The following is a 24,071-nucleotide window of genomic DNA, read 5'->3' as shown; positions in this document are numbered from 1 at the left end:
GTTATAATAAAAATATGGAAAAATTATTAACTATTCAGGATATATCCTCAATCACGGGTCTTAGTTCTTACACTCTACGCTACTATGAAAATATTGGTCTTTTATGTGAGATTGAAAGAGATGAAAATGGATATCGTAAATACTCAAAGAGCGATATTTTATGTATAGACTTTCTTATTATGTTACGTAACACAGAAATGCCTGTAAGAGATATGAAAAAATTTGCAGACCTAAGACGTCAAGGCGATTCTACCGTTACTGAAAGACGAGAACTATTAGAAGCTCATCAAGAGAACGTTCTTAACCAAATTAAGCAATTAGAAAATAGTTTAATTAAGGTTAATGAAAAAATTGACTACTATAAAAATTTGGAGGAAAAAGTTAAGTAATATAATCAGGCGTGTTGATTAGGGAAATCAGCGTCTTCTAAACAATTAAATGGATAAAAACGGTTAATCAACACATCTGTAATATAATTATATAAGTTTCTAGAGACCTTTCTAAAAGGTCTTTTTTTTTATGAGAAATGGGAAAAAATACATTTGCCTTAGAGTGCACTCTAATCGATATAATTTCATGCTGAAGAAAGATTGGAGGAGAAAAAATGAAATATCGATCTATTGGAGATTTAAGTGTTTCATCCTTAGGATTAGGATGTATGGGAATGTCAGAATACTATGGAACTCAAAATGATGAGGAATCGATTGCTACATTGCATTACGCCTTAGAACTCGGTGTTAACTTTTTTGATACAGCTGATCAATATGGAGTGGGGAAAAACGAAGAATTAGTCGGTCAAGCATTAAAAAATGTCAGACAACAGATAAACATAGCTACCAAATTTGCTTTTGAAAGAGATGAGAGTGGGAAGGTAATTAAAATTAACGGTAGCCCGGAATATGTAAAAAAGGCCTGTGAAGCAAGCCTAAGACGGTTAAATACTGACTACATCGATATATTTTATCTACACCGTGTAGATCCCAGCGTTCCCATAGAAGAGACAGTTGGTGCTATGAAGGAATTAGTTGAGGAAGGTAAAGTACGACATATTGGGCTTTCAGAAGTATCTTCTCAAACGATAAAACGAGCACAAAAAGTACATCCTATAGCTGCATTACAGACAGAGTATTCAATATGGACTAGAGATATTGAAGAGGAAATACTACCACTTTGCCGTAAACTAAATATCGCTGTTGTACCATATAGTCCTCTGGGACGAGGTTTTTTATCTGGAAAAATTAAGTCAGTCGATAAATTCGTAGAGAACGATTTTAGAAGGAACGCACCTCGATTTCAGGGAGGCAACTTCAATCAAAACCTTGCTTTGATTCGACAGCTAGAAGAGATAGCAAACCAACTGAATATTAGTCCGGCACAACTAGCATTAACATGGTTAATGTCTAATGGATTAGATATCGTCCCTATACCAGGGACAAAAAGGAGATCCTACTTAAAAGAAAATATTGCTGCAATAGATTTTGAATTGCCAAAGGATGTAAAGGATTTCATAGATAAAGCTATACCGGTAGGTTCAGCAGCTGGTGATAGATATCCTGTACATTCTATGAAACTATTAAATCAGTGAGAGAAGGTATATAATTGGAAGTTTGGAAAAAGAATATGTATATTTTGAGCATTGCACAATTTTTAGTCATGTCTGCATTTAGCTTAATAATACCTTTTATTCCAGTGTATCTTAAAAGTGATTTGGATGTTCACTCTCAAGCAGATATTCAGCTTTGGACAGGGATGATTTTTGGAGCTACTTTTTTATCCGCTTTTCTTTTTCAGCCGATATGGGGAAAGATTGCAGATCGAACGAGTAGGAAAACTATACTAATCCGTTCAGCAATTGGAATGGCATTTGCCACATTCTTAATGACCTATAGCACAACAGCTTGGCACTTATTAGTTCTACGTTTTATCTTAGGGATTTTTGGTGGTTTTATCCCTGCCTCTTCTCCATTCATCACAATGAATACGCCTAAAGAAAAAATAGGTTATGCGCTCGGTATAGCTCAATCTGGTGCTTATACCGGGAATATTTTTGGGCCGTTAATAGGTGGAGTTTTGGGACAGTGGATAGGATTTTATAAAATCCTTTATGTGTCTAGCGCTATGTTACTGATTTCAGGGGCACTTATATTATTTTTTTTAACAGAAATTAATAAACCTGAACCAAGTACATTGAAAATTCCGACGCCTAAGAGAGGACGTATTAATTTTTTCTCCGAATTACGGGAAATTACGAAAGGACCTCTAATTGGAACTTTGTTTCTAGTTGGATTTCTTATTCAGTTTTCAACGATGAGTACTTCACCATTTTTGGCTACATATGTAGAAAGTATGTGGAACAATGATGTCTTTTTAACAACGATGGTAGGTTTAGCGGTTTCTATCTCGGGTTTCTCTATTATAATCTTTTCTCCCATTTTAGGAAGGAAAGCAGATCAAGTGGGTTCTGAAATTATTTTGTTAATTTCGTTGTTAGGTAATTTTATTTGTTATGTTACCCAAGCTTTAGTTTCTTCTATATGGCTATTTCTGCTCGCTCGGTTCTTAATGGGAATATTTATAGGTGGTCTGCTTCCATCGGTCATAAGTTTAATACGAAAAAATGCACCTGAAAAAATGGAAAGTTTAACATTTGGTTATTATCATAGTGCTCTATTTTTAGGAAATCTAATTGGTCCTTTACTTGGGGGATATTTAAGTGGAATAATTCATATAAAAGGGGTTATTTTTTTGGCTGGTCTCCTCTTTTTAGTAAATAGTTTAATTTTAAAATTCCATTTGTTTAGACAAGAGTCCTATGTATCTTTACTTAAGAGAGTCATTTCCATCCGGAGGTATTAACATAATATAAAAAGCTCCATTTACTGATTGCTCAGTGAATGGAGCTTTTTATGTTAATTACGTGCATCGCTAGTGTACTCCAACTTTTTGCGTGAGCTTTTGTACGATATTATATGTAGGGCCTGAAATTCATATATCTCAAAGTCGAATTGTTGGACAGAGTATATAAAAGTCTATCATGTGTATTATTTTACATCTTTTGTCCACTCTGAAACTTTATCCTCATTATCTTTAATCCATTTTTTTGCGGCCTCCTTAGGATCAGCGCCTTTCATAATATCAAACATTACACTTTCAATATCTTCCGGAGTCCAATGGAAGTTATTAAGAACACTATACGCTCCCTGATTATCCTCTTTTAATCCTTTACGTGCAAATGTACCAATATATTCTTCGGCTCCGTATATGCCTTTAGGATCGTCTAAATATTTTAAATCAAAAGCGTTAAATTTCCAGTGTGGAGACCAACCTGTAACGATGATTTCTTCATTTTTCGCAATAGCTTGAGTAAGGGCTGCTGTCATTGCACCTGCTGATGAGGTAACTACATTCCAACCTTCAAGGTTACTATATTCTTTATAAGCATTTTCCGTTGTAGCTGTCATATTTGCTCCTGGATCAATACCAGTTATCGTTTTACCAGCTTCATCTGTTAAATCTGCGATAGAATTTACATCCATATAACTAGGGACAACTAAGCCAATTTTTGCACCTTCAAGGTTTTTACCTAAATCTACTATTCTATCTTTGTACTTTTCAACTTGTGGGGCATGTGTTTGTGGTAACCAGGCTGACACCATACCATCAACTTCTCCTTTTGCAAGAGCTTCCCACATAATTCCGTTATCTAGTGGTGTTAGTGTTACATCATACCCTAAATCCTCTAGAACTTGTCCTACTACGTTTGTTGAGGCAATTTCAGTATCCCATTCAACATAGGCTAAGTTCACGTCCTTTTTTTCTTTGTTTTTCGTGCCTTCATCATCTGAGCTACAAGCAGTTAATACGAACATTAATGCTAAAGCCAATCCTATCTTTAATAATTTACCGACTTTCATAAAATCTCCCTCTCTTTATTATAGGATGAGATATATCTAAATATTAACAAGTAACAACTTAAAGTTATCAAAAGGTTGTTACTTTTGTCAAATCGGCTTCAATAGAAAAATTGTTTAAACTCTCATTGTGAAGGGGGGAAATTATCCAAATCTACCTCGAATCTATGGAAAATGCGGAAATATATTAGGTTGCTTTACAGGTGAATTCAGATGAGTAAAGCGAGTATTTAATGTTTATTGCTATGGTTGATACATTTCGAGGTTACTAAAGTAAATAAAATATCATTGGGCTTTAGTTAGTGAAAGGCCCAAATGGCGCTGATTCTGACGAAACTTAATATTGCAACAAAAAAGATTATCAAAATTTGCTCGAAAACTAACAAATTTTGATTTTATCAATTTTATAATTAGTGATAGTTGAGTAAAATCTCATATGTGTAGTTTCAAAAGATATAACGCTATGCGATAAATGATTGGAAGCAGTTTCATCGTTACTTTTGATTCAAACGACAGCAGTAAAATTCCGATACCAACAAATGCTCATAAAACACGTGCCCAAATGGCAAAAATGATGTTGCTCGCATTTGGTGTAACGCCAGGAAGTTAGTAGAGATTAGAAATCAAGACATTGCATTAGGCGATGTAAACGATACTTTTTTGACCAAACGAAAACGTAACACGCGCACGGATTTACAGTGTTTATGTACAAAGCACTTGGTTTGTAAGTATTACCATGATGGGAGATGTATCATAATTTGATACATCTCTTTTCTGTTTGACAACGTGTTCAATTCTATATTTAACCTTGAAAGTCTATGGACGAAATTTCAGGAAAAAGCGTAAAGAAACACCCCCTTTCACGATAGAAATCCAATAGATGAGCTCAAAAAATGAAGTCTTAAGATGAAAAACTAGAATTGAAACACCCCAAAAGATAGATGTTTTGAATGGAAATATAGGATTATCAAGTTTTGCTTGAAATCGAACAAAAAGTGATTTTGTTTGTTGTAAAATGCTTGTTATAGTGTAAATAACCTTGAAAACATGAGGCTATATTCACAGTTTCCCAAAATGAGTGAATATGATGAAAATAAGCTGTAATTGTTGTTTAAAAGAGTATTAATGAAGTGTTTATTGGCAATATGTAGTAACTATAGTAGTTATAAAGTATCGAGAATATTGCTTTTTAATGTTTAGTGTCTTAAAAAACGGGGAATAGAATGTATTGATAAAAGATATATAAGTTAATCTAATACAAACTGTTAGTATGACACAGCTGGGTTTTACTGGTGGAAGACATTGAGGTGTTTTTATGTATAATTTTTTGGATCGTTCATCTTTACAAAAGGTGAATATTCTACATCATATTTATAAAGAACATAGGCTATATTCAAGTTTAGAGTTATCTCAAATGATGGATTTGTCTGAAAGAACAATTTTGAAAATAGTAGATGAAATAGCTATTGATTTAGAATTTATTACAAAATCTGCTGTTATCCAAAAAGAAGAGCTTAAGTGTTTTCAATTAATTTATAAAGATAATTTTTCTATGAAGACTATAGAAAGATATTATTTACAAAACTCATTAACATATAAAGCTTTTGATGAGATGTTTTACAATAAATTTTTTGATATTAACATGTTTGTTTTGGATAATTTCACAAGCCCTGCATCCGTGTATCGACGAATAAAAAAAGTTAAGCCTTTGTTAGATCAATTTCACTTGAAGTATACATCTTATGCGGAAGTCAGTCTTGAAGGGACAGAAAAGCAATTTCGTTATTTTTATTTCTTGTTCTACTGGAATTCGTGTTGGGGAGAGGAATGGCCATTTGCTCTAGTTTCTAGAGAAGAAATACTAGAATTAGTGGAGGAAGTAGACATCGCCTATTCCGAACAACTTTTATATTGGCTCGCCATTTGCTTATCACGCGCAAAACTAGGTTGCTTAATTGAATATCATCCAATGTATGCAAACTTTACGAAACATCATTATAACTATGAGTCATTATCGGAAAAAATCAAGTATATATTTAGAGAATGTACTGATTTATCAGATGAAGAAATTGAATTAGAAACAATGTTTTCATTTTCCATCATTAGTTGCATGCGTCATTATCAAAAAAAAGATAGTGCAGTAAGTTTATTGATGAACTTTGCACAGCATCATAATCAAGAATTATTTATACAAGCGACTATATATTGGATGGAGATATTCATGGAGCATTTTTCAGTTACTTTAGATTTAGAAGAATATGGGGCACTCTTTGTAAACTTACTGCATCTTCATTATGGTATTTTATCTTTTTCTGGTCCAGCTAATTTATTTAAAGAAGATCTTTATAAAAAGCGATTAGAAATGCATGAAACGGCTCAAATAGAAATCATGAATCAGTTTTATAATCGACTATTGGAAAATAAGTCTTTCGCCATCGTATTTAAACGCAAAGAAATATTAATTGGTCGATATCATAAATTACTCAAACAAACAATTGATTTTGTAGATAGAGACAAGATCAAATTAAAAATATTTTCAATGATAAATGACGTTCCTTATCTATTCAGTCAAATAAAACGTGTTTTTATTCATGTAGAATTATGTGCTGAAGATGAAGAGGCGGATTTAATTATAACAGATCGCTTATATTTAAATATTAACAAAGACATAGAAGATATATTTGTTTGGAATTCAGTTCCGGACAGAGAAGACTATGATAGATTAGCAAGAAATCTACAGGAAATCTATTTCGATAAATACCAACAGCCAAATAAGCTATTATTGAAAACTTTATTAAGTGAAGTTTAAAGAAATTAATCGATATTTTGGGGATGGGGGTTATTCATGTTTTGGAAAAGTAAAGAGAAAGAGATAGGTAACGGCCATTTATTACTCGACAGTAATATAAAAATGAATATTCAATATGGCAGTGATATAGAGAAACAAATAAAAATGATTAATTTTTCAATGGCAGAGTTACAAGTAATAAAAAACTTGCAGCCATTTATTAAAGAAGAAATAGATGACATTGTTGATCGTTTTTACAGGAATCTCAGCTTGGAAGAATCACTACAAACACTAATAAATAAAAATAGTTCAGTAGATGCTTTAAAGAGAACTTTAAAATCACATATTTTAGAAATGTTTTCAGGAATAATTGATGATGAATATTTTTTAAAAAGGGCTAGAATAGCACAAATGCATGTGAAAATTGGTCTACAGACAAAATGGTATTTATGTGCTTTTCAAAATTTGTTTATAACAATTATGGAGATTACCGAAAAGAATCTTTCTGAAAAGGAGCTTTATTCTACTAGTGTAAAGGCACTCTCAAAATTATTTAACTTAGAACAACAAGTCGTTCTTGAAGAATACGATAAAGAGATAAGTAGAATTAAAGAAAAGTTAGACGAACAGGCAGAAAAAACTAAAATTCAAGTGATGAATTCAACTGAAAATTTAGCAGCAATTTCAGAGCAAACTAATGCAGCATTCCAGGAATTACATATTCATTGCACAGAAATGGTAGAAAACGTGAATGCCGGAAAAGAGTTATCTGCGTTAGCAGAGGAGAGAGCGGAACATGGGAAGTTTCAAATAAATGAACAGGATCGTAATATGAGGAATGTTCATGAGGCAGTTCAAATAATCTCCAATGATATAGAAGACTTGTTAAAGATAACAAAGGAAGTTCAAGGCATTATTGATATTGTAACGAAAATAGCGGATCAAACTAATTTATTATCTTTAAACGCAGCAATTGAAGCTGCAAGGGCAGGTGAACATGGAAGAGGATTTGCAGTTGTAGCAGACGAAGTTAAAAAATTATCAGAAGTAACAAAAAAATCAGTCTCGAATGTAGCTCATTTAATTTTATCTACTGTATCTAAGGTAGAAAAGTTAGCTGCCTCACTTGACTTGATTAATCAATCTGTTCAAGACGGAAAACAAACAATGGAGCAAACTGACATATATTTTGAGCAAATTTTACAATCTATGAAAGAAACACAAGAACATAATGAACATTCACAAGAAAAAATTGATATTTTCGCTAATGTTGTCAATGAGTTAGGTAAAGCATTTGAAGAAGTTGCATTGTCGGTTGACCGGCTTGCTAGTTTTGCTAATGAATTAAACAATTGATGAGGAGTTGTTTAAATGTGTAAAAATATACCAAATGAATTAACGTATTATTTAAAATTGGGTGATGCTGTTGTAATCGTTGATGAAGATCAATTAATTATCGATGTAAATCAACAATATGAAACGATCACCGGCTATAAAAGAGAATTTCTTATCGGATTACCGGTAGAGTGTTTAAAATCGAGTGTAACACCATTCGTTATGTATAAATCGTTAAACAGTACATTAAAAAAAGGACAACCATGGTCTGGGACAATGGTGAATGTCAACAAATCATTAGAGCTAAGGTACTCATTTATAACGATTACGCCAATTGAAATAAAAGAAATTGTTTATTATGTAGGAGTAATGCGCTTAGCGGAACAATTATTGATAGAAGAAGTGAAGCAGAACCAAATAGACAAAAAGGAGCTATTTAAGTTGTTAGCTCTATCAAGTGAAATGCGCGATGTAAGTATAGCAGAACACCTTTTAAATGTGCAAAAGTTATTAGAGGAATTCTTACTAAGCCTCTTTGAAGATAGAACATATAATTTATCGTTAGAGTATATTAATAAAGTTATAGAATACAGCGTTTTACATGATATTGGAAAAACAAGTATACCAGAATCGATACTGTATAAAACTGGGCCACTAACAGTCTATGAAAAGAAAATTATGAAGATGCATCCTCTTATGGGGGTGGATGTATTGAATAAACTATCTGATGAAATGAACAATAAAGTTTTTAATGACAAAAAAATAGCTGAAAATATTATTAAATATCATCATGAGAATTGGGATGGAACAGGATATCCAATGGGTTTAAAAGGAGAAGAAATTCCTTTTGAGGCGAGAGTCATCTCAATAGTAGATGTATACGACGCTTTAATAAGTAATAGAGCTTATAAAAAAGCTTGGACAATAGAAGAAGCTCTTTCTTATTTAAAAGAACAGAAGGGTATTAAGTTTGATCCTAATTTAGTAGAAGTGTTTGTCGAAAAAGTTATTCATAAAAATAGTATTTTTCTATAAGTCCAAAACTTTGAGTTATAGGGGAAACTACAATATTTAATTTCCATAATTAATCTATATTGTAAAAAAGATGTCATTACCATAACGTGTGGGATTGATTCCCGGGCGCTAGGGGCGTCCGATGAGCTGCTTGGGGCAACAAATGTTTTCTGTGCGAAAGCGAAGCGGCAGCAACAAATGTTTTCTGTGCGAAAGCGAAGCGGCAGCAACAAATGTTTTCTGTGCGAAAGCGGAGCGGCAGCAACAAAAGTTTTCTGTGCGAAAGTGTAGTGCTAACGTAGCGGTAGCAACAGGATGTAGGTCACGAAGGCGTTTATCAGAGGACATGATGGTTTAACCTTCGTTCTCCTCCCCCCCAAGGAGTCGTCCAGTCTTCACTCCAATCAACTTATTTATGGCACGTTTAAACAATTGTTATCCACAACTTTTGGTGATGAGCCAAAATAATAATAAATATAACGGAGGATCATATGAAGTTTTTTAAAAATTCATCATTGGTTGGGAAATTCGGAATATTGAACACTGTTATGTTGATTGCAATTGTCATCATAGGGTTTACTGGAATCTATGGCGTTAAAGAAATGAATGATAATGCAAAGCATATTTATGAAGAAAATTTAACATCTGTCTATTTATTAAGCAAGCTTTCAATTAACCAGCAAAAAATAACTAATTTAAAGTTCAAAATTTTTTATAATTCACAAGATAACGACGAAAAAATGGAATATTACGAAAAAATAGCTGCTTTAGAAGAAGAAAATAGTCGCACATTTCAAGATTTAAAAAATACAAAAATGAGTAGCGAGGAAGAAAAGTTAAGTAAGAATTTAGAACAAGTACTTGAAAGTTATAAAGGTACATTAGAATCCATTTTTCAACAAGTTATCTCTGATGCAGATATAGAAGATGCTGATTCATTACTAACACCTCTATTAGAAATAGAGAAGCAAAGAGATGCTCTTATGGAACAAATAGAAAAAATTAATATTAAAAGTGCTGAAATAAAAAGCGAAGAAAATAATACAGCATATTCTAAAACTCTTTATAGAAACATCGTTATTATGGCTATTGTTTTAATATTTAGTGTAAGTTTCTTAATTTATTTAAGCAGATATGTTAAAAAGGCAATCTCCAATATTAAGGATGTTATATCTGCACTTGAAAATGGTGATTTATCACAACATGCCCCGGTGATATTTTCTGATGACCTTGGGAAAATTACTGAAGGGTTGAACAATTCTGTTTCGCATATTCAGGAACTTGTTTCTAGTGTTAGTAGCACATCAGCACAAATGAGTATTTTAAGCGAAGATTTAACTGCAACTATTGAGGAAATTACTGCTTCAATGGATGAAATTGATACAACTACAAAGGATGTTGCTATGGGTAGTACTACACTAGGTGCAACAACCGAGCAATTAAATGCTACTGCAATTGAGGTACTAGATAGTGCGGAAAAATTAAATGAGAAAACAGAATATAGTCTTGGTTTCTCGCAAAAAGTAAAAGAGAGAGCAATTGATATTAAGGAAACAGCTGTTCAAGCATACAGTACAGCTCGTAATCTATATGATGAAAAACAAAGGTTAGTTTTAGAGGCAATTCAAGCCGGAAAAATCGTATCCGAAGTAAAAGTAATGTCTGACACAATAGCAGATATTGCAGATCAAACCAATTTATTAGCATTAAATGCAGCTATTGAGGCTGCGAGAGCAGGGGAGCAGGGTAAAGGTTTTGCTGTTGTAGCTGATGAAGTACGGAAATTAGCTGAACAATCATCTGAGACTGTTCAAAAAATACAAACTGTTACTAGTGAAGTAGAAGAAGCATTTACGAATGTGTCTATTAATGCGCAAGAGCTTTTACACTTTATAGATAATAAAGTAACACCTGATTATGAGCTTTTCCAAAACAGTGGAATTCAATATGAAGAAGATGCTATGTACTTTAATAAATTAATAACTGAAGTGACAACATTTGTTGGAACGATGAAATATTCTATGCTAGAAATACAAAATGCAATTGAAAATGTATCAAATGTCGCAATAGAGTCATCTGATCAGTCGAATGATATAGCAAAGAGTATTTCAGAAACTTTACAAGCAATACAGCATGTAGCAGAGTCATCCGTTGAAACCGCAAATATTGCTGAAAAGATTTCCAAACAATTGAATAAGTTCAAACTATAGGATAACAGTACCCGCGGGTAAAAGACGAAAAAACGTAAGTAATATCAAGTCTTCCGCGGGTTAAAAGTGTTAAAGCATGTGAAATAGTCATTGTATCAATGGCAATCCTAATTTCTCAGCAATTAACTCTGTTCAAAACATAGATGAACAAAAATTTTATTCCTTCATATCCTATGTGAGAATGGATTTTACGTTATTGAGGAGGAAAAAAATGCATTGGATAGCCATCATTCTTATTGGGATAGCTGCCAACTTAGATAATTTAGGAATTGGTCTCGCCTATGGTATTAAGCGAGTGAAAATACCCATATTATCCAATGCGGTTATTGCCCTTATTTCAATGATCGTCACTTACGCAGCAGTAACAGCTGGAAGTGTAGTTATTAATTATATCTCTCCAGATTTCGCAAATTTAATAGGAAGTCTTTTACTTTGTGCCATTGGGATATGGACGTTATTATCTAGTCGCTTTTCTAAACAAGGAATATTGGGAAACCCGGAAGTATTTGATGAGGATAAAAATTATATAATTTCAATTCGAGAAGCAATGACGCTCGGCTTTGTCTTATCAGCCAACTGTTTAGCTGGAGGAATAGCGCTTGGAGCCAATGGTATTTCTGCAATCTGGACAGTTATTTCTATCGGTTTTTTTTCGTTCATCACAGTAGGCGCTGGTGTTCATTTTGGAGTCTTACTTACCAAGACTTTTATTGGAAAACACTCAACCGCTATTTCTGGTTGGTTGCTTATACTTATAGGGGTCATTGAAATAATTTCTTAAATTCAGTAGATGTCTAGTTGAGATGAATAAATAGAAAGAGGCTATTCTATATAATAGGAAATATCACATGTTTTTTTCGTGATATTTTCTTTTTTTGAGGCAATTTTGACATGTTGAGGACAAATTTGATTTTGTTATTGACATACACTGGCAATAACGATTATTCTTGGTAACAGAAGTATAATTGAGAATGATTTTCGTTTTCAATAAAATACTTTCAATTATGTTTTCATAGGAGGCGTACAACACATGAAGAAATTGATGATGCTCGTTATGCTTATAACTTTGCTTGTATTTAACATTGCGCTACCGCAAGCATCGGCTCAACTAGCTGACGGCACTCATTCGATAAAATATCAGGTCAATAAACCAGAGAACAACTCTGTATCCATTGCAAACGATTATTTTATAAAACCAGCAAAGGTCACATTGAAGAATGGGACAGCTACTGTTCAAATTACATTAAAAAATAGTGCATGGATCACAAAGTTCCAACCACCAGGTGGAGCAACTGTAGTAAGTGAAGATAAAGCAGCTGATACTCGTACTGTACAATTTACTGTTAAAGATTTAACGAAACCAGTTGTGACTTCTATGAAAATTGATATTGACGATATTAATTATCATCACGAATACAGCGTTTCACTAGTATTTGATGCAACATCTGTAGGAAGCACAACCATAACGGAAGCATCTGATTCGAAAACTACTAATGCTCCAGCAAATTCTTCTGAAAGTCATGTGCCAAATCCACAAACAAGTGATACGACTCCATATTTATTAATTGGAGCATTAGTTGGATCAGCATTTTTACTTTATAGAAAAAAACTACAAACAAAAACGGAGGGTCAATAATGGCTAAAAAACGACAATCACGCGCAACAAAAATAGTACTAGCTTCATTGCTAGTAGCATCACTTTCAGCACCATCATTTGCGTCTGCAAAGGCTGAAGTAACGACTACAAATACTGAACTAAAAGTAGAGGCTGTTAAATCAGAGAATACTAGCACTATTGTTGATTTCCAAATTTTTAAGCCTGGTACGACAGAACCACAACCTGCAATTAGCTCTCATCTTGTAACCCAAGGAACAATCGTTGAGAAGGATGGAAAATTTGAGGCGAAACTAACGGTAACAGCAAAATCTGCCCCAATGATTGCAGGCTTACAAACAAAGCAAGGTGATAAGTTTGTAGATGCTACTGAAGTGAAAAATACAGATGGAACAATTACATACAGTTTCCCAGTTGTAGCTGGTGAAGTATTACAAGCAAAAATTCACGTTGCCGTAGCTTCAGCTAATATGGATAAGTGGTATGATTTTGATTTAAAAGCAGTTGAAAATAAGGAAGTAACTACTACAGAGGAAAATGGTAAATCTGAGGAGGTTAAAGAAGAAGTTAAAGTAAATGAAGTAGCTGTCACGGTTTACAAAAACGGTACTTCTGAAGAATCTATGATGAAGCAATATATTAACCCAAAAGTAGACGTATCAGTAGTAAATGGTAAAAACATAGTTACTATGACATTTCCTCAAGGTCAATATGTTAAAGGATTCTCAGTAGAGGGAAAAGAAGCAACTTTAGTAAGTAAAGACGATGCAACAAATATAAGTAAGTATTCATTTGAAGTGGCAGACTTAAAAAAACTTGTGAATGCCCAACTGCATATTGTTGTGAATGAGCCGGACAAAGGCGTGAGCTATGACTCGAACCACCAAGTGCAATTTAGTTTTGCTGTGGAAGGCGCAGTGAGACCAGTGGTGAATCCATTTAAAGATATTAGCAATGATGCTAATAAAGAAGCAATCTTAGCATTATACAGTAAGGGAATTGTTAAGGGGCAAGATAATTTTAAACCATATGACAATATTACACGCTCTCAATTTGCGTTAATGATTGCACGTTCATTAAATTTATCTACTACAACAGATGCTGGATTTAAAGATACAGCGAAACTTGACACAGAACGTGTACAAGCAATCAATGCTTTAGCTAATGCTGGAATTGTTGTGAAAGCAGAGAACTTTAATCCAAATGGAACACTTACTCGACAACAAGCTGCAGTGATGATTTATCGTGCAGTAGCACATGTTGCAGGAAAAGAAATGAACTATGGTGATCCAAGCTTATCTTATTATGCAGATGGTGCAACTGTCACAAGTGAAGAAGCTAAAAAAGCCTTTGCGTTTCTATACGCAGGTAAAATCATGACTGGATCTGTAAATGCTGAAGGTAAAACTGTTATTAATGCAAGTAGCCCATTGAAACGCACACAAATGGCAAAAATTTTAAATGGTTCATTACAATACATGAATAAATAGCGCGGTTACAGCAACTTCCTTTCTCGCTTATTTGAGGAAGGAAGTTACTGTTATGTTAACTTCTTTCAGCAAGTGTTTTATGTAATGAAAGTGAAACGGCAGTTACAAGTGTTTTATGTAACGAAAGCGAAGCGACAGGTACAGTAGTCTCCCACCTCTATGATGGTGAGATGAATGCGGTTTTAAGTCACTTTTCAGCGGTTGTCCATACATCCACTGAACTTATGCCGAGGCATAATTGATAGATATTGGAGGGATTTAAACATTGAATAGAAAAATATTTCGAGGATTCATTTTCAGTACTATCTTACTGATGTTTTTTTCTCCATGTTTTTCGTTTAAGGCAAAAGCTGAAGAATCTGTATTAGTAAATGGGAGCTATCAAGTTGAACTAAGTTTTTCATCTCTAGATGGAGCAAAAGACAATATTTTTAGCGAATTGGCGACAGTTGATGTAAAGAACGGTCAGTATAAATTAAATTTAGCTATAAATAAGCCATTGAGTATAAGAGATATACATATCGAACAGTTGGAAAATGAGCTTTCGTTAAACATTCAGACTGAAAATTTAGTTCAATTTGATGTCAAGGATTTACAACAGCCTATTATCATTAAAGGCGAGATGGCACTTCCATCCTCTGAGGAATATTTCTTTTTTTTACAGGAGATTCAATTACAGTTAACAACCCTTTCAACAATTGTGCCAAAGGATGAGGAAGCTATTCCAGAAAGTGAAACCAAAGAATCTACTTCAGAAGAAACCTATGATAAGGAATGGTCATTAAATTACATATTGTTAGTAGATGGAAATGACGAACAATCTATTATGAATACATATGTAAATCCTGTTGCAAAAATAAAAGAAAAAAACGGCAAATATTATGCCCATATGACAATTTTAAAATCTATGTGGATAACAGGCTTAACCGTAGATCAACAAGGAAAACAGGTAGAGCCAAAGCTTATTTCACTTGAAGACGATGTCCGAATTGTCGAATTTGAAATTCACAATTTCGAACAGCCAATACGAATGTGGGTGAAGGTAGATATTCCTGAGATTTCGTATCATCATCAATATTTTGTAAATCTAAAATTTGATCAACAGCAGGTAGCAAAGTTTTTAAATACGCCTGCTGTGACAGCACCGGCTAAGCAAGTAACGAGTGAAAAGCCTTCCGTTATTGTTAAAGAAGAAGTGAAAAAGGCACCAGTGGTAGCACAACATGAGACGGTGGTAAAACCAACTCAGCTGACACGGCCAATTCCATCATTTCAGACTACTTTAACTGTGCCAAAGGAGGAACCGTTAGCATTTGATCGTACACTTGACGCGTCTATTGAGGATGCTGTTAAAGATGAAGCCAAGAAATCTGATGTTAAAGAGGAAACTACTGAAAAAGTGGTGAAGAATACTAAAGTCGATCAGCAGCTTGCTCAGCTGAATATCATAAAGATAGTTTTGCTTGTAGTAATCTGTCTTTTGTCGGGCTGGTTGCTCGTTCGTCGTATCAGAAATTCTAAAAAAGATGTGACTGAATAAGTAGGAGATGACTTTATGCAAAAGAATTGGAAATGTTGGTTGCTTATAATGGTGCTTATGTCATTACTTTTAGTAGTTGCTGGCTGTAATAATGGAGATAAGCGAGAAGAAACAGAGACATCTACTGAAAAGCAATCAGTTAAAACAGCTGAAGAGAATGAACATCGTATTATTGCAGGTACAGTTGTTATTGCAGAAATTTTAGATAAGCTTGATTTAGATGCTATAGCAGTACCTGAAACAGAAAAAACATTAGCAAAACGCTTTGATGGTCTCCCTACTATCGGTAATGCAATGGAGCCGGATATGGAGATTGTTAAATCATTAAATCCAACAGATGTGTTATCGGTGTCAACGTTAGAATATGACTTACAGGATAAATTTGAGCAGTTAAAAATTCCAGTTGATTTTTTAAACTTTCAAAGTGTAGATGCTATGCTTTCCGAAATTAGAACTCTCGGTGAACGTTATGATCGCGAAGCACAAGCCGAGGAGTTAGTGAATGGCCTGCAAAAAAATATTGATGCTGTACAAACAGTTGCTGGTAACAAAAAGGGACCTCGTGTACTAATTTTACTTGGCATTCCAGGTAGTTATTTAGTTGCAACTGAAAACTCCTATGCAGGTGATCTTGTGAAACGGGCAGGCGGTATTAATGTAATGGAAGGGCAGGATGCTGAATATTTGGCTTCAAATACTGAGTATCTGCACAACAGCGATCCTGATATAATTTTACGTTTATCACACGGTATGCCAGATGAAGTTGTAAAAATGTTTGACGAGGAATTTAAAACGAATGATATTTGGAAACATTTTGACGCAGTAAAAAACGGTAAAGTGTATGATTTAGAGGAAGAGTTGTTCGGTACTACAGCGTCTTTAAAAGTGCCACAGGCTTTAGGACAGCTAATGGAAATCTTTTATCGTGAATAGTCATTAGAAAGTGTCGCTCATATCGCAAGCATAGTCTTGCTATAGAGCGATCTTCTATTTAGTAGGGGATCACTTTGGGAGTGAATTGTACAAATAACATGACGGAATTTGAAAAGAAAAAGGAAGTCTAATATGACAAAAAAAATTATAAGCTTTTCAATTGTAATTGTATTATTACTAGTTTCAACAGTTTATGCAGCAACAACAGGTAGCATTAAAATGGGGTTCTTTGAATTTATTGGTGCATTATTTGATAAAGAAAATAGTCAAATGGATGCTATCCGCGATTTGAGATTTCCAAGGATCATTGTTGCGCTATTTGCTGGTGCAGCACTTTCTGTTTCAGGGGTCCTGTTACAATCTGTGATGCGTAACCCGTTAGCGGATGCAGGTGTTATTGGTATATCTTCAGGAGCGGCATTTGTACAGCTCTTAATTATTTCTTTCTTTCCAACATTATTTTTTATGACACCTGTATTAGCATTTATAGGTGGAGCATTTGCCTGCGCACTCGTCTTTGCGTTGTCATGGAAGTCAGGCTTAAGTCCATTGAAGCTTATTTTAGTCGGAATTGCTATTAATGCAATATTCACTGGGTTAACAGAGGCTTTCATTAGTTTAGGTGGCTCATTGAATACTTCAGCTACCAGCGTTGTAGGTTCAAACTTAACGATGCGTACATGGAAGGATGTATCAACAATCGTTACTTATGGTACTGTCGGATTAATAGCTGCCTTTGCGTTATATAGCTGGTGTAATCTCCTAGTATTACAAGATAAAACAGCGAAAAGCCTAGGCTTTCATGTAGCTCGTGCTCGTCTATTAATAGCTGCTGTTGCGGTATTATTATCGGCTGTTTCTGTTGTCGTAGCAGGGGTTATTTCGTTCGTTGGTCTGTTAGTGCCACATATTTCTCGTCGTTTAGTTGGGCACGATCATAAGGTACTCATACCTTTTACAGCTTTAGCTGGAGCATTATTAATATTAGTGGCAGATACGATTGGTCGCACAATTGCTACACCGATTGAAATACCAGCTTCAACCATTATGGCGATTATCGGTGGACCATTCTTAATATTCCTATTACGAAAAGAGTGAGGAGACATGGAAATACAAGATATTATCGTATCGCATGATAATACTCGAAATCATTTAGATGGAGTATCGACAATAATTCAAAAGGGCAAAATCACAACGATTATTGGTCCAAACGGCTGTGGAAAATCAACATTATTAAGTGTTATGTCCCGTAACAATAGGCCGATTTCGGGGAATGTATCATTAGAAAACAAGGATTTGGTGCACTACAAGCCAAAAGAGTTTGCAAAAAAACTAGCAATTGTCTACCAACAAAATGATGTACCAAAGGATTTAACAATAGAAAAATTGGTGAGCTTTGGACGTTTACCGCATCATACAATGCTAAAAAGAAATGAAGAAGAAGATACCAAAGCTATTGAATGGGCACTTGCTTGTACGAATTTACTAGAAAAACGAGATACCGATTTAGAAGCTTTATCAGGTGGGGAACGTCAGCGAGTGTGGATTGCTATGGCTTTAGCCCAACAATCTGAAATTTTATGTTTGGATGAGCCGACAACGTATTTGGATATTTATTACCAAATCGAGTTATTGGAACTTGTAAAATCATTAAATGAGGAGCATGGCTTAACAATCGTTATGGTGCTTCACGATATAAATCAAGCGATTCGCTATAGCGATCAGATCATTTTGATGAAAGCAGGACAAATAATAGCTGAGGGAGCACCACGTGACGTCATTACTAGGGAAGTTATTAAAGAAGTCTATGGAGTAGAAGCAGTTTTTAATGAGGATGAGCTGCTTGGATTTTACATGGTCCCTCTTGGAATATAAATAGGTGATATGATGAAAAAATGGACATCTAAGTTTTTAACATTTATATATTTAGCTATATTCTTATACTCAGGATTTTCATTAGCCAAATACTTATACACGTACTATGAGACTTCAAAATCACTGGAAGAAGTACAAACAATTTATCAATCAACATTGGCTACCCTTGAAGATGAAGCTGTGGAAACCTCATCAACGCCTTTTACGATCCGTCCACAATTCAAAGATTTAATAACTGTCAATAACAATATTGTTGGATGGATTTCTACAGACGGAACAAAGCTCAATAATCCAATACTGCAAGCTGAAAATAACGATTTTTATTTGAATCATAATTTTAAAGATCGAGAAAGCCGTGCGGGCAGTGTATTTATGGATTATCGTAATGATGTGCAGGATATAAACCGAAATACTATTTTGTACGGCCATGCCATGAAGAATAGTACGATGTTTGGGAGTCTTAAAAATTACTTAAATCAGCAATACGCAGATGAGCATCCTATCATTTATTTAGACACACTGTATGAAGGCTATGACGTTGAAGTCTTTGCTGCTTATGAAACTACAATTGATTTTTATTACATTGAAACAGAATTTAAGAGCAATGATGCTTTCCTAAAATTTTTGGACGAGATCCAAGCACGCTCTGCAATCGAAATGAATGTAGAGCTTGGACCAGAAGATAAAATTCTTACACTATCCACTTGTAAGGATTCTGTCATGAGTAACGACCATCGTTTTGTCGTCCAAGGTAAATTAGTGAAACGTTAATAAGATAGGCAGTATCCTATTTCATTGGAGAGCTTCTTTTTATATAGCCAAAAGTAGTTAGTGTATTTCTGTAGTCGAGAGAAATCAGTCGGGTAGCCTATAGAACTGCTAAAGTAGAACTCGCTACCTGTGAAGAAAACGCTTGGTATTATTGATTTTAAAAAAACTTATTAAAAATTACTTGACGCAATAAACTTATTAATATATAGTAAGTTACATAAAGTAATCAATTACTTTTCGTAACTGTCATTAACTAAGATGTACGCAAGAAGTAACTACAAATGTTTAACCCTTTAAATTTTAGGGGACATAATTAATGTAGTTACTTCATATTTTAAAATATATCTCGAATTCGAGATAAAAACAACCTAATTGGAGGAATTTAAAATGACAAAATGGAACATTGATTTAGGACACTCAGCAATTAATTTTCAAGTAAAACACATGATGGTATCAAAAGTAAAAGGTGTATTCGATACTTATTCAGCAGATATTGAAGCGGCAAATCTTGCAGATTTAACAACAGCAAACATTAGCTTTACAATTGATCCAGCTAGCATTAATACACGTAGTGAAGATCGTGATAATCACTTAAAAGCAGCAGATTTCTTCGATGCTGAAAAATATCCGACAATTACATTCAAGTCTACAAACATTGCAAAAAAATCAGATGATGAATATGCGGTTACAGGTGATTTAACAATTAAAGACGTAACGAAATCAGTAACGTTTGATACTGAATTTAATGGTAAAGGTACAAATCCATGGGGCCAAGAAGTTTATGGCTTTGAATCTACAACATCAATCAATCGTGAAGATTTTGGCTTAACTTGGAACGCTGCATTGGAAACTGGCGGTGTTCTAGTTGGGAAAGATATCAAAATTACAGTTGAATTGGAAGTAAACCCAGCTTAATTTTGTAAATGTGCTCGTTTTCATATCGAGCACATTTTTTTAAGTTAAAAAGTTGTTAAAAAATTCCACCTCAAATAAGTTGCTTGCATAATTTTAGTAATTACTGCATATAAAACATCATATTGTTTTTGGGGGCGATGGGATGAATGTATTAGTGACAGGTGGTTATGGTTTTATTGGTAGTGCAGTGGCGAGGCGTTTTTTTAAAGAGGGTGCAAATGTTTATATTATTGATAATTTAAGTACAGGTCATTTACGCAATGTCGACTTTGAGCATAAATCTTATCTATTGAATGTGGAAGATGAAGTTTGTGAGCATCTCTTTAAAGAAACATCATTTGATGTAGTCATCCATTGTGCAGCGCAAACGAGTGTTCAAAAATCGATGCAGGAGCCAGTGAAGGATGTTTTAACGAATATTGTAGGGCTTAGTCAGATGCTCTTCTTATCGTCAAAATATAAGATAAAGCATTTCGTTTTTGCCTCGTCAGCAGCTGTTTATGGAGATAGTCACTATCCACCGTTAGAAGAAACAGATGTTAGTGAGCCGATTTCGATGTATGGATTAAACAAAAGTATAGGTGAGACATACTGTGAAAAATGGCAAAAAGATTATCGTTTACCAACATTAATTTATAGATTTGCTAATGTATTCGGTCCAAGGCAATGTATGCAGGGGGAAGCGGCGGTTATTCCTAGCATGCTAAGAAGTAGTATTGAAGGAAAGCCCTTTACGATTTATGGAGATGGAGAGCAAACACGAGATTTCATATATGTAGATGACATTGCAGATGCTATTTACGCTGGTGTACAGGCTAGATTACAGGGCATTTATAACGTATCAACGAATGAGGCATGGTCGATTCATCAAGTTATTTTATTGTTACAGCATTTAAATCATCCTTTAGAAATTCAATATGCTCCTGCGAGAGAGGGAGATATTGAGCATTCATTTTTAAATAACGCTAAGTTGGCGAAGGCGATAGGATGGAGACCAAAAACTACTTTTGCGGAAGGCATAGAGCGTACATTGCAAGCATTTCAAAATGAAAAGATAGTGGGAATTTAATTAAATTGTAAAAGTATGTCCGTGTTGTCAAAATGTAAGTTTATCATTTAGCGACACAGATGAGATCCTGGAGAAGCGTAACGAAGGGATATCAACCCCAAGTTATAGTGATGAATTCATTATACCTTGAAGATTTATCGGAACAATTTTAGCTTTTATCAATATGGGCAAAATATGTAGATGGATATTTGACGATTTACCCTATTGTAAAGGGAAAATCGTCTTTTTATATTTTCGATTACGTATCATTCATCAGCAAATGCTCCGCATTATTGGTATTACGCGGAGTAATAGGTGTTTTTTTACGCCTATAGTATAATTAAAGGAATGTTGCGGAATTGAACGGAGGCTTACAAATGCTGGTAGATTTCAGAGTGAAAAATTGTTTAAGTTATAAGGATGAAACACTATTTTCGATGGTGGCGGGAAGCCGTATTCGAAAATTAAAGGATACACATACGATGAAATTTGACTCATTTCACCTTGTAAAAAGTGCCTTTATTTTCGGACCAAATGGAAGTGGAAAATCAAACTTATTCACTGCTATTAAAATTTTACGTTCTTTATTGTTTAACTTTGAAAATCTAAATAATGTTAAACAACTACGCTTGCCCTACCAGCCGTTTAAGTTAGGAAGTCAGCAGGAACAACCGACAGAATTTATGATTTCGTTATTACTAGATGGGGTACTGTACGATTATGAGGTACAGTATAATGCGTCACAGGTTCTTTATGAAAGTCTAACTAAAATGACAAAGTCTATGAAAGAGCAGCTTTTTAATAGACAATGGGATGGGACAGAATATTTGTATGAAACTGCCCACAGCACATCGCTAGAATTGACAAAATATACGCGTAATAATACAGCTTTCTTATCGGTATTAAATGTCTTTAATGATCCAGATGCTAGGAAAATATTTGATTGGTTTTTACATAAAATAATGTTTTTAGATGAAGCAAATCGGTTATCAAGTCATCCACTTATTCGTAAACTTGAAGAGGAGCCTTTTAAGAAAGAAGTTATAAAGTTACTAAAGATTGCAGACTTTTCTATTCAAGATGTAACGGCAAGACGCGTTGAACGAAGAGAGAAAAATACTATTGGCTATGACTTTGACACTCCAGAGGTTATTCAAGAGGTGGATATCGATTTGCACTATTTATCGTTCGATGAAGCAGGCGCGCCAATCGGAACAGAAACGATCAATTGGACCATGGATTCAAAGGGGACAGTCCGTATGCTGCATTTAGCATGTGCCATGGTCGATGCATACAATAAAGGGAAGACGATCTTTATAGATGAATTTGACACAGCATTTCATGTGTCCATCTGCGAATTTTTAATGGCCATTATGAACAGCAAGCGTAATGGTACGAATCAATTTGTTGTCACAAGTCATGAAATTGATTTATTAGATCAGCCACTACGTTCCGATCAAATATGGTTTGTGAATAAAAGCTTTAAAAATGAATCCGAGTTATACTCCTTATTTGATTTTACAGATTTACAGAAGAAACGTGGGGATATTTCCTATGCCAAGCGTTACTTAAAAGGAGAATTTGGAGCTACACCGGTTATTAATGAATATTTATCAGATCAATATTTAACTTCTTTCAGCGGGAATCCAAACACCCGCTGAAATAAAGGAACTCAGTCTAAGACGCCACGTCCTGTGACAATTTATCTGCAAAAACATCTGCCGGCCTAAGTACAAAGCCGATTCCGGAGGCAATTATGCTGAGGCAAAATTGATAGGAAATGGAGGTATCTGAACAGTGAGAGTGCGTCAACAAGGGAATCGAACACTGCGTAAAACCGTGTTAATTTATTGTGAAGGTGAAACCGAACGTATTTATTTTGAGCAAATGCGTATTTTAAAGCGCTCAAAAATGGTAAGTGTCAAAATAAAAAACGTCAAGCGTTCAGCAATTAAGCTAGCCCAGCATGCCTATCGAGATTCAAGCTATCAATATTTTGATGAGGTATGGATTGTTTTTGATAAGGATGATTTAACCGAAAAGCAATTAGAGGAAGTGAATGATTTTTGCGAGGAGAATAATATTCATATCGCCTATTCAAATGAAGCGTTCGAATTATGGCTACTGTTGCATTTTGAAGAAGTCGATATTTCCGAAAAGTATCCTCGAGCTGTATTAAATGACAAGATGGAGCAGCATCTTGGGGTAACACGTTATTTTCGTCATAAAGCGGATGAGTCAGTCATTGCACCTATCGCACTTCGACATGAGGTCGCTATTAAAAATTGCGCAGATATGATGGCACTTCGCAAGTCGGAAAGTCGTGACAATCCTTATTGCAACATACATGAAATGATAAAATACATATTTTAACTTCTTTCAGCAAAAAAGTCGTTCTTAGAGGATGTTAGCCTAAAATCATCGCATCCATGCGATAACGGCTAACTGACCTGCATCGGTGCTGCTGTCGCTGCGTTAGCACTACGCTTTCGCGCAAAAAACATCTGCAGGGCTAAGTACAAAGCCGATTCCGGACGCGTTGTTTATCTGCGCGAAAGCGAAGCGTCAGCTACAGTTATGCCGAGATATAATTGATTGCCATCAGCAGGTTTTCCGTCACTTAATG

The 24,071-nt window shown here is 34.6% G+C and carries 20 protein-coding genes; 19 read left to right on the top strand and 1 reads right to left on the bottom strand.

Annotated features, from left to right (window positions below; translation table 11 throughout):
- Nucleotides 1-14 precede the first annotated feature (14 nt).
- From ACMZ42_RS18625 to ACMZ42_RS18615, 3 genes are all read left to right on the top strand, one after another.
- Nucleotides 15-389: a MerR family transcriptional regulator gene (locus ACMZ42_RS18625; protein WP_370076790.1), complete on the top strand. Its 375-nt coding sequence runs from the start codon at nucleotides 15-17 to the stop codon at nucleotides 387-389.
- A 215-nt stretch (nucleotides 390-604) separates the two neighbouring features.
- On the top strand, nucleotides 605-1,585 hold the full coding sequence (locus tag ACMZ42_RS18620; RefSeq protein WP_415732342.1) for an aldo/keto reductase: 981 nt from the start codon (nucleotides 605-607) through the stop codon (nucleotides 1,583-1,585).
- Between the two features lie 14 nt (nucleotides 1,586-1,599).
- Nucleotides 1,600-2,856, top strand: coding sequence for an MFS transporter (locus tag ACMZ42_RS18615; RefSeq protein WP_370076794.1), 1,257 nt, complete (start codon nucleotides 1,600-1,602; stop codon nucleotides 2,854-2,856).
- A gap of 185 nt (nucleotides 2,857-3,041) precedes the next feature.
- On the opposite strand, the gene ACMZ42_RS18610 is transcribed toward ACMZ42_RS18615, so the two are convergent.
- Nucleotides 3,042-3,914 (bottom strand): glycine betaine ABC transporter substrate-binding protein, encoded by an 873-nt coding sequence (locus ACMZ42_RS18610; protein ID WP_415732341.1) that lies wholly within the window; start codon nucleotides 3,912-3,914, stop codon nucleotides 3,042-3,044.
- 1,312 nt (nucleotides 3,915-5,226) lie between these two features.
- Here ACMZ42_RS18610 and ACMZ42_RS18605 point away from each other — a divergent pair.
- The 16 genes from ACMZ42_RS18605 (at nucleotide 5,227) to ACMZ42_RS18530 (ending at nucleotide 23,818) form a co-directional block, all read left to right on the top strand.
- Nucleotides 5,227-6,720, top strand: a complete 1,494-nt coding sequence (locus ACMZ42_RS18605; RefSeq protein WP_415732340.1) for a helix-turn-helix domain-containing protein — start codon at nucleotides 5,227-5,229, stop codon at nucleotides 6,718-6,720.
- Between the two features lie 36 nt (nucleotides 6,721-6,756).
- Nucleotides 6,757-8,055, top strand: a complete 1,299-nt coding sequence (locus ACMZ42_RS18600) for a protoglobin domain-containing protein (protein ID WP_415732339.1) — start codon at nucleotides 6,757-6,759, stop codon at nucleotides 8,053-8,055.
- A gap of 15 nt (nucleotides 8,056-8,070) precedes the next feature.
- Nucleotides 8,071-9,069 carry an HD domain-containing phosphohydrolase gene (locus ACMZ42_RS18595; RefSeq protein ID WP_415732338.1) on the top strand — a complete coding sequence of 333 codons (999 nt, stop codon included), beginning with the start codon at nucleotides 8,071-8,073 and terminating at the stop codon, nucleotides 9,067-9,069.
- Between the two features lie 470 nt (nucleotides 9,070-9,539).
- Nucleotides 9,540-11,258 carry a methyl-accepting chemotaxis protein gene (locus tag ACMZ42_RS18590; RefSeq protein WP_415732337.1) on the top strand — a complete coding sequence of 573 codons (1,719 nt, stop codon included), beginning with the start codon at nucleotides 9,540-9,542 and terminating at the stop codon, nucleotides 11,256-11,258.
- Between the two features lie 211 nt (nucleotides 11,259-11,469).
- A complete protein-coding gene (locus tag ACMZ42_RS18585; RefSeq protein ID WP_370076806.1) occupies nucleotides 11,470-12,039 on the top strand; it encodes a manganese efflux pump in 570 nt (189 codons plus the stop codon).
- A 249-nt stretch (nucleotides 12,040-12,288) separates the two neighbouring features.
- Entirely contained in the window at nucleotides 12,289-12,894 is a 606-nt protein-coding gene (gene isdC, locus ACMZ42_RS18580; RefSeq protein ID WP_415732336.1) for a heme uptake protein IsdC, read from the top strand.
- Nucleotides 12,894-14,363: an NEAT domain-containing protein gene (locus ACMZ42_RS18575; RefSeq protein WP_415732335.1), complete on the top strand. Its 1,470-nt coding sequence runs from the start codon at nucleotides 12,894-12,896 to the stop codon at nucleotides 14,361-14,363. Before isdC ends, ACMZ42_RS18575 begins: the two co-directional genes overlap by 1 nt.
- Nucleotides 14,364-14,628: 265 nt before the next feature.
- Nucleotides 14,629-15,903, top strand: coding sequence for an NEAT domain-containing protein (locus tag ACMZ42_RS18570; RefSeq protein ID WP_415732334.1), 1,275 nt, complete (start codon nucleotides 14,629-14,631; stop codon nucleotides 15,901-15,903).
- A gap of 15 nt (nucleotides 15,904-15,918) precedes the next feature.
- A complete protein-coding gene (isdE, locus tag ACMZ42_RS18565; RefSeq protein WP_415732333.1) occupies nucleotides 15,919-16,836 on the top strand; it encodes a heme ABC transporter substrate-binding protein IsdE in 918 nt (305 codons plus the stop codon).
- A 132-nt stretch (nucleotides 16,837-16,968) separates the two neighbouring features.
- Nucleotides 16,969-17,934, top strand: a complete 966-nt coding sequence (locus ACMZ42_RS18560) for a FecCD family ABC transporter permease (RefSeq protein ID WP_415732332.1) — start codon at nucleotides 16,969-16,971, stop codon at nucleotides 17,932-17,934.
- A gap of 6 nt (nucleotides 17,935-17,940) precedes the next feature.
- Nucleotides 17,941-18,711: an ABC transporter ATP-binding protein gene (locus ACMZ42_RS18555; RefSeq protein WP_415732331.1), complete on the top strand. Its 771-nt coding sequence runs from the start codon at nucleotides 17,941-17,943 to the stop codon at nucleotides 18,709-18,711.
- 12 nt (nucleotides 18,712-18,723) lie between these two features.
- A complete protein-coding gene (srtB, locus tag ACMZ42_RS18550; RefSeq protein ID WP_415732330.1) occupies nucleotides 18,724-19,482 on the top strand; it encodes a class B sortase in 759 nt (252 codons plus the stop codon).
- A gap of 387 nt (nucleotides 19,483-19,869) precedes the next feature.
- Nucleotides 19,870-20,397 carry a YceI family protein gene (locus ACMZ42_RS18545; RefSeq protein WP_415732329.1) on the top strand — a complete coding sequence of 176 codons (528 nt, stop codon included), beginning with the start codon at nucleotides 19,870-19,872 and terminating at the stop codon, nucleotides 20,395-20,397.
- Nucleotides 20,398-20,539: 142 nt separating this feature from the next.
- Nucleotides 20,540-21,466 (top strand): NAD-dependent epimerase/dehydratase family protein, encoded by a 927-nt coding sequence (locus ACMZ42_RS18540; protein ID WP_415732328.1) that lies wholly within the window; start codon nucleotides 20,540-20,542, stop codon nucleotides 21,464-21,466.
- A gap of 356 nt (nucleotides 21,467-21,822) precedes the next feature.
- Nucleotides 21,823-23,106 (top strand): AAA family ATPase, encoded by a 1,284-nt coding sequence (locus tag ACMZ42_RS18535; protein WP_415732327.1) that lies wholly within the window; start codon nucleotides 21,823-21,825, stop codon nucleotides 23,104-23,106.
- A 136-nt stretch (nucleotides 23,107-23,242) separates the two neighbouring features.
- On the top strand, nucleotides 23,243-23,818 hold the full coding sequence (locus ACMZ42_RS18530; RefSeq protein WP_415732326.1) for an RloB family protein: 576 nt from the start codon (nucleotides 23,243-23,245) through the stop codon (nucleotides 23,816-23,818).
- Nucleotides 23,819-24,071 lie beyond the last annotated feature (253 nt).

Origin of the sequence: Lysinibacillus sp. NPDC056185 (assembly GCF_047737915.1) — a bacterium.
Lineage (GTDB): Bacteria > Bacillota > Bacilli > Bacillales_A > Planococcaceae > Lysinibacillus.
Note: the sequence above shows the minus strand (reverse complement) of the source record. Positions and strands in the feature narration are given on the sequence as shown.

What these genes read in the sequence shown, in the direction of transcription:
- ACMZ42_RS18625 (WP_370076790.1), top strand. Translation starts at nt 15, where the DNA reads ATGGAAAAATTATTAACTATTCAGGATATATCCTCAATCACGGGTCTT.
- ACMZ42_RS18620 (WP_415732342.1), top strand. Translation starts at nt 605, where the DNA reads ATGAAATATCGATCTATTGGAGATTTAAGTGTTTCATCCTTAGGATTA.
- ACMZ42_RS18610 (WP_415732341.1), bottom strand. Translation starts at nt 3,914, where the DNA reads ATGAAAGTCGGTAAATTATTAAAGATAGGATTGGCTTTAGCATTAATG.
- ACMZ42_RS18605 (WP_415732340.1), top strand. Translation starts at nt 5,227, where the DNA reads ATGTATAATTTTTTGGATCGTTCATCTTTACAAAAGGTGAATATTCTA.
- ACMZ42_RS18600 (WP_415732339.1), top strand. Translation starts at nt 6,757, where the DNA reads ATGTTTTGGAAAAGTAAAGAGAAAGAGATAGGTAACGGCCATTTATTA.
- ACMZ42_RS18595 (WP_415732338.1), top strand. Translation starts at nt 8,071, where the DNA reads ATGTGTAAAAATATACCAAATGAATTAACGTATTATTTAAAATTGGGT.
- ACMZ42_RS18590 (WP_415732337.1), top strand. Translation starts at nt 9,540, where the DNA reads ATGAAGTTTTTTAAAAATTCATCATTGGTTGGGAAATTCGGAATATTG.
- ACMZ42_RS18585 (WP_370076806.1), top strand. Translation starts at nt 11,470, where the DNA reads ATGCATTGGATAGCCATCATTCTTATTGGGATAGCTGCCAACTTAGAT.
- isdC (WP_415732336.1), top strand. Translation starts at nt 12,289, where the DNA reads ATGAAGAAATTGATGATGCTCGTTATGCTTATAACTTTGCTTGTATTT.
- ACMZ42_RS18575 (WP_415732335.1), top strand. Translation starts at nt 12,894, where the DNA reads ATGGCTAAAAAACGACAATCACGCGCAACAAAAATAGTACTAGCTTCA.
- isdE (WP_415732333.1), top strand. Translation starts at nt 15,919, where the DNA reads ATGCAAAAGAATTGGAAATGTTGGTTGCTTATAATGGTGCTTATGTCA.
- ACMZ42_RS18560 (WP_415732332.1), top strand. Translation starts at nt 16,969, where the DNA reads ATGACAAAAAAAATTATAAGCTTTTCAATTGTAATTGTATTATTACTA.
- ACMZ42_RS18555 (WP_415732331.1), top strand. Translation starts at nt 17,941, where the DNA reads ATGGAAATACAAGATATTATCGTATCGCATGATAATACTCGAAATCAT.
- srtB (WP_415732330.1), top strand. Translation starts at nt 18,724, where the DNA reads ATGAAAAAATGGACATCTAAGTTTTTAACATTTATATATTTAGCTATA.
- ACMZ42_RS18545 (WP_415732329.1), top strand. Translation starts at nt 19,870, where the DNA reads ATGACAAAATGGAACATTGATTTAGGACACTCAGCAATTAATTTTCAA.
- ACMZ42_RS18540 (WP_415732328.1), top strand. Translation starts at nt 20,540, where the DNA reads ATGAATGTATTAGTGACAGGTGGTTATGGTTTTATTGGTAGTGCAGTG.
- ACMZ42_RS18535 (WP_415732327.1), top strand. Translation starts at nt 21,823, where the DNA reads ATGCTGGTAGATTTCAGAGTGAAAAATTGTTTAAGTTATAAGGATGAA.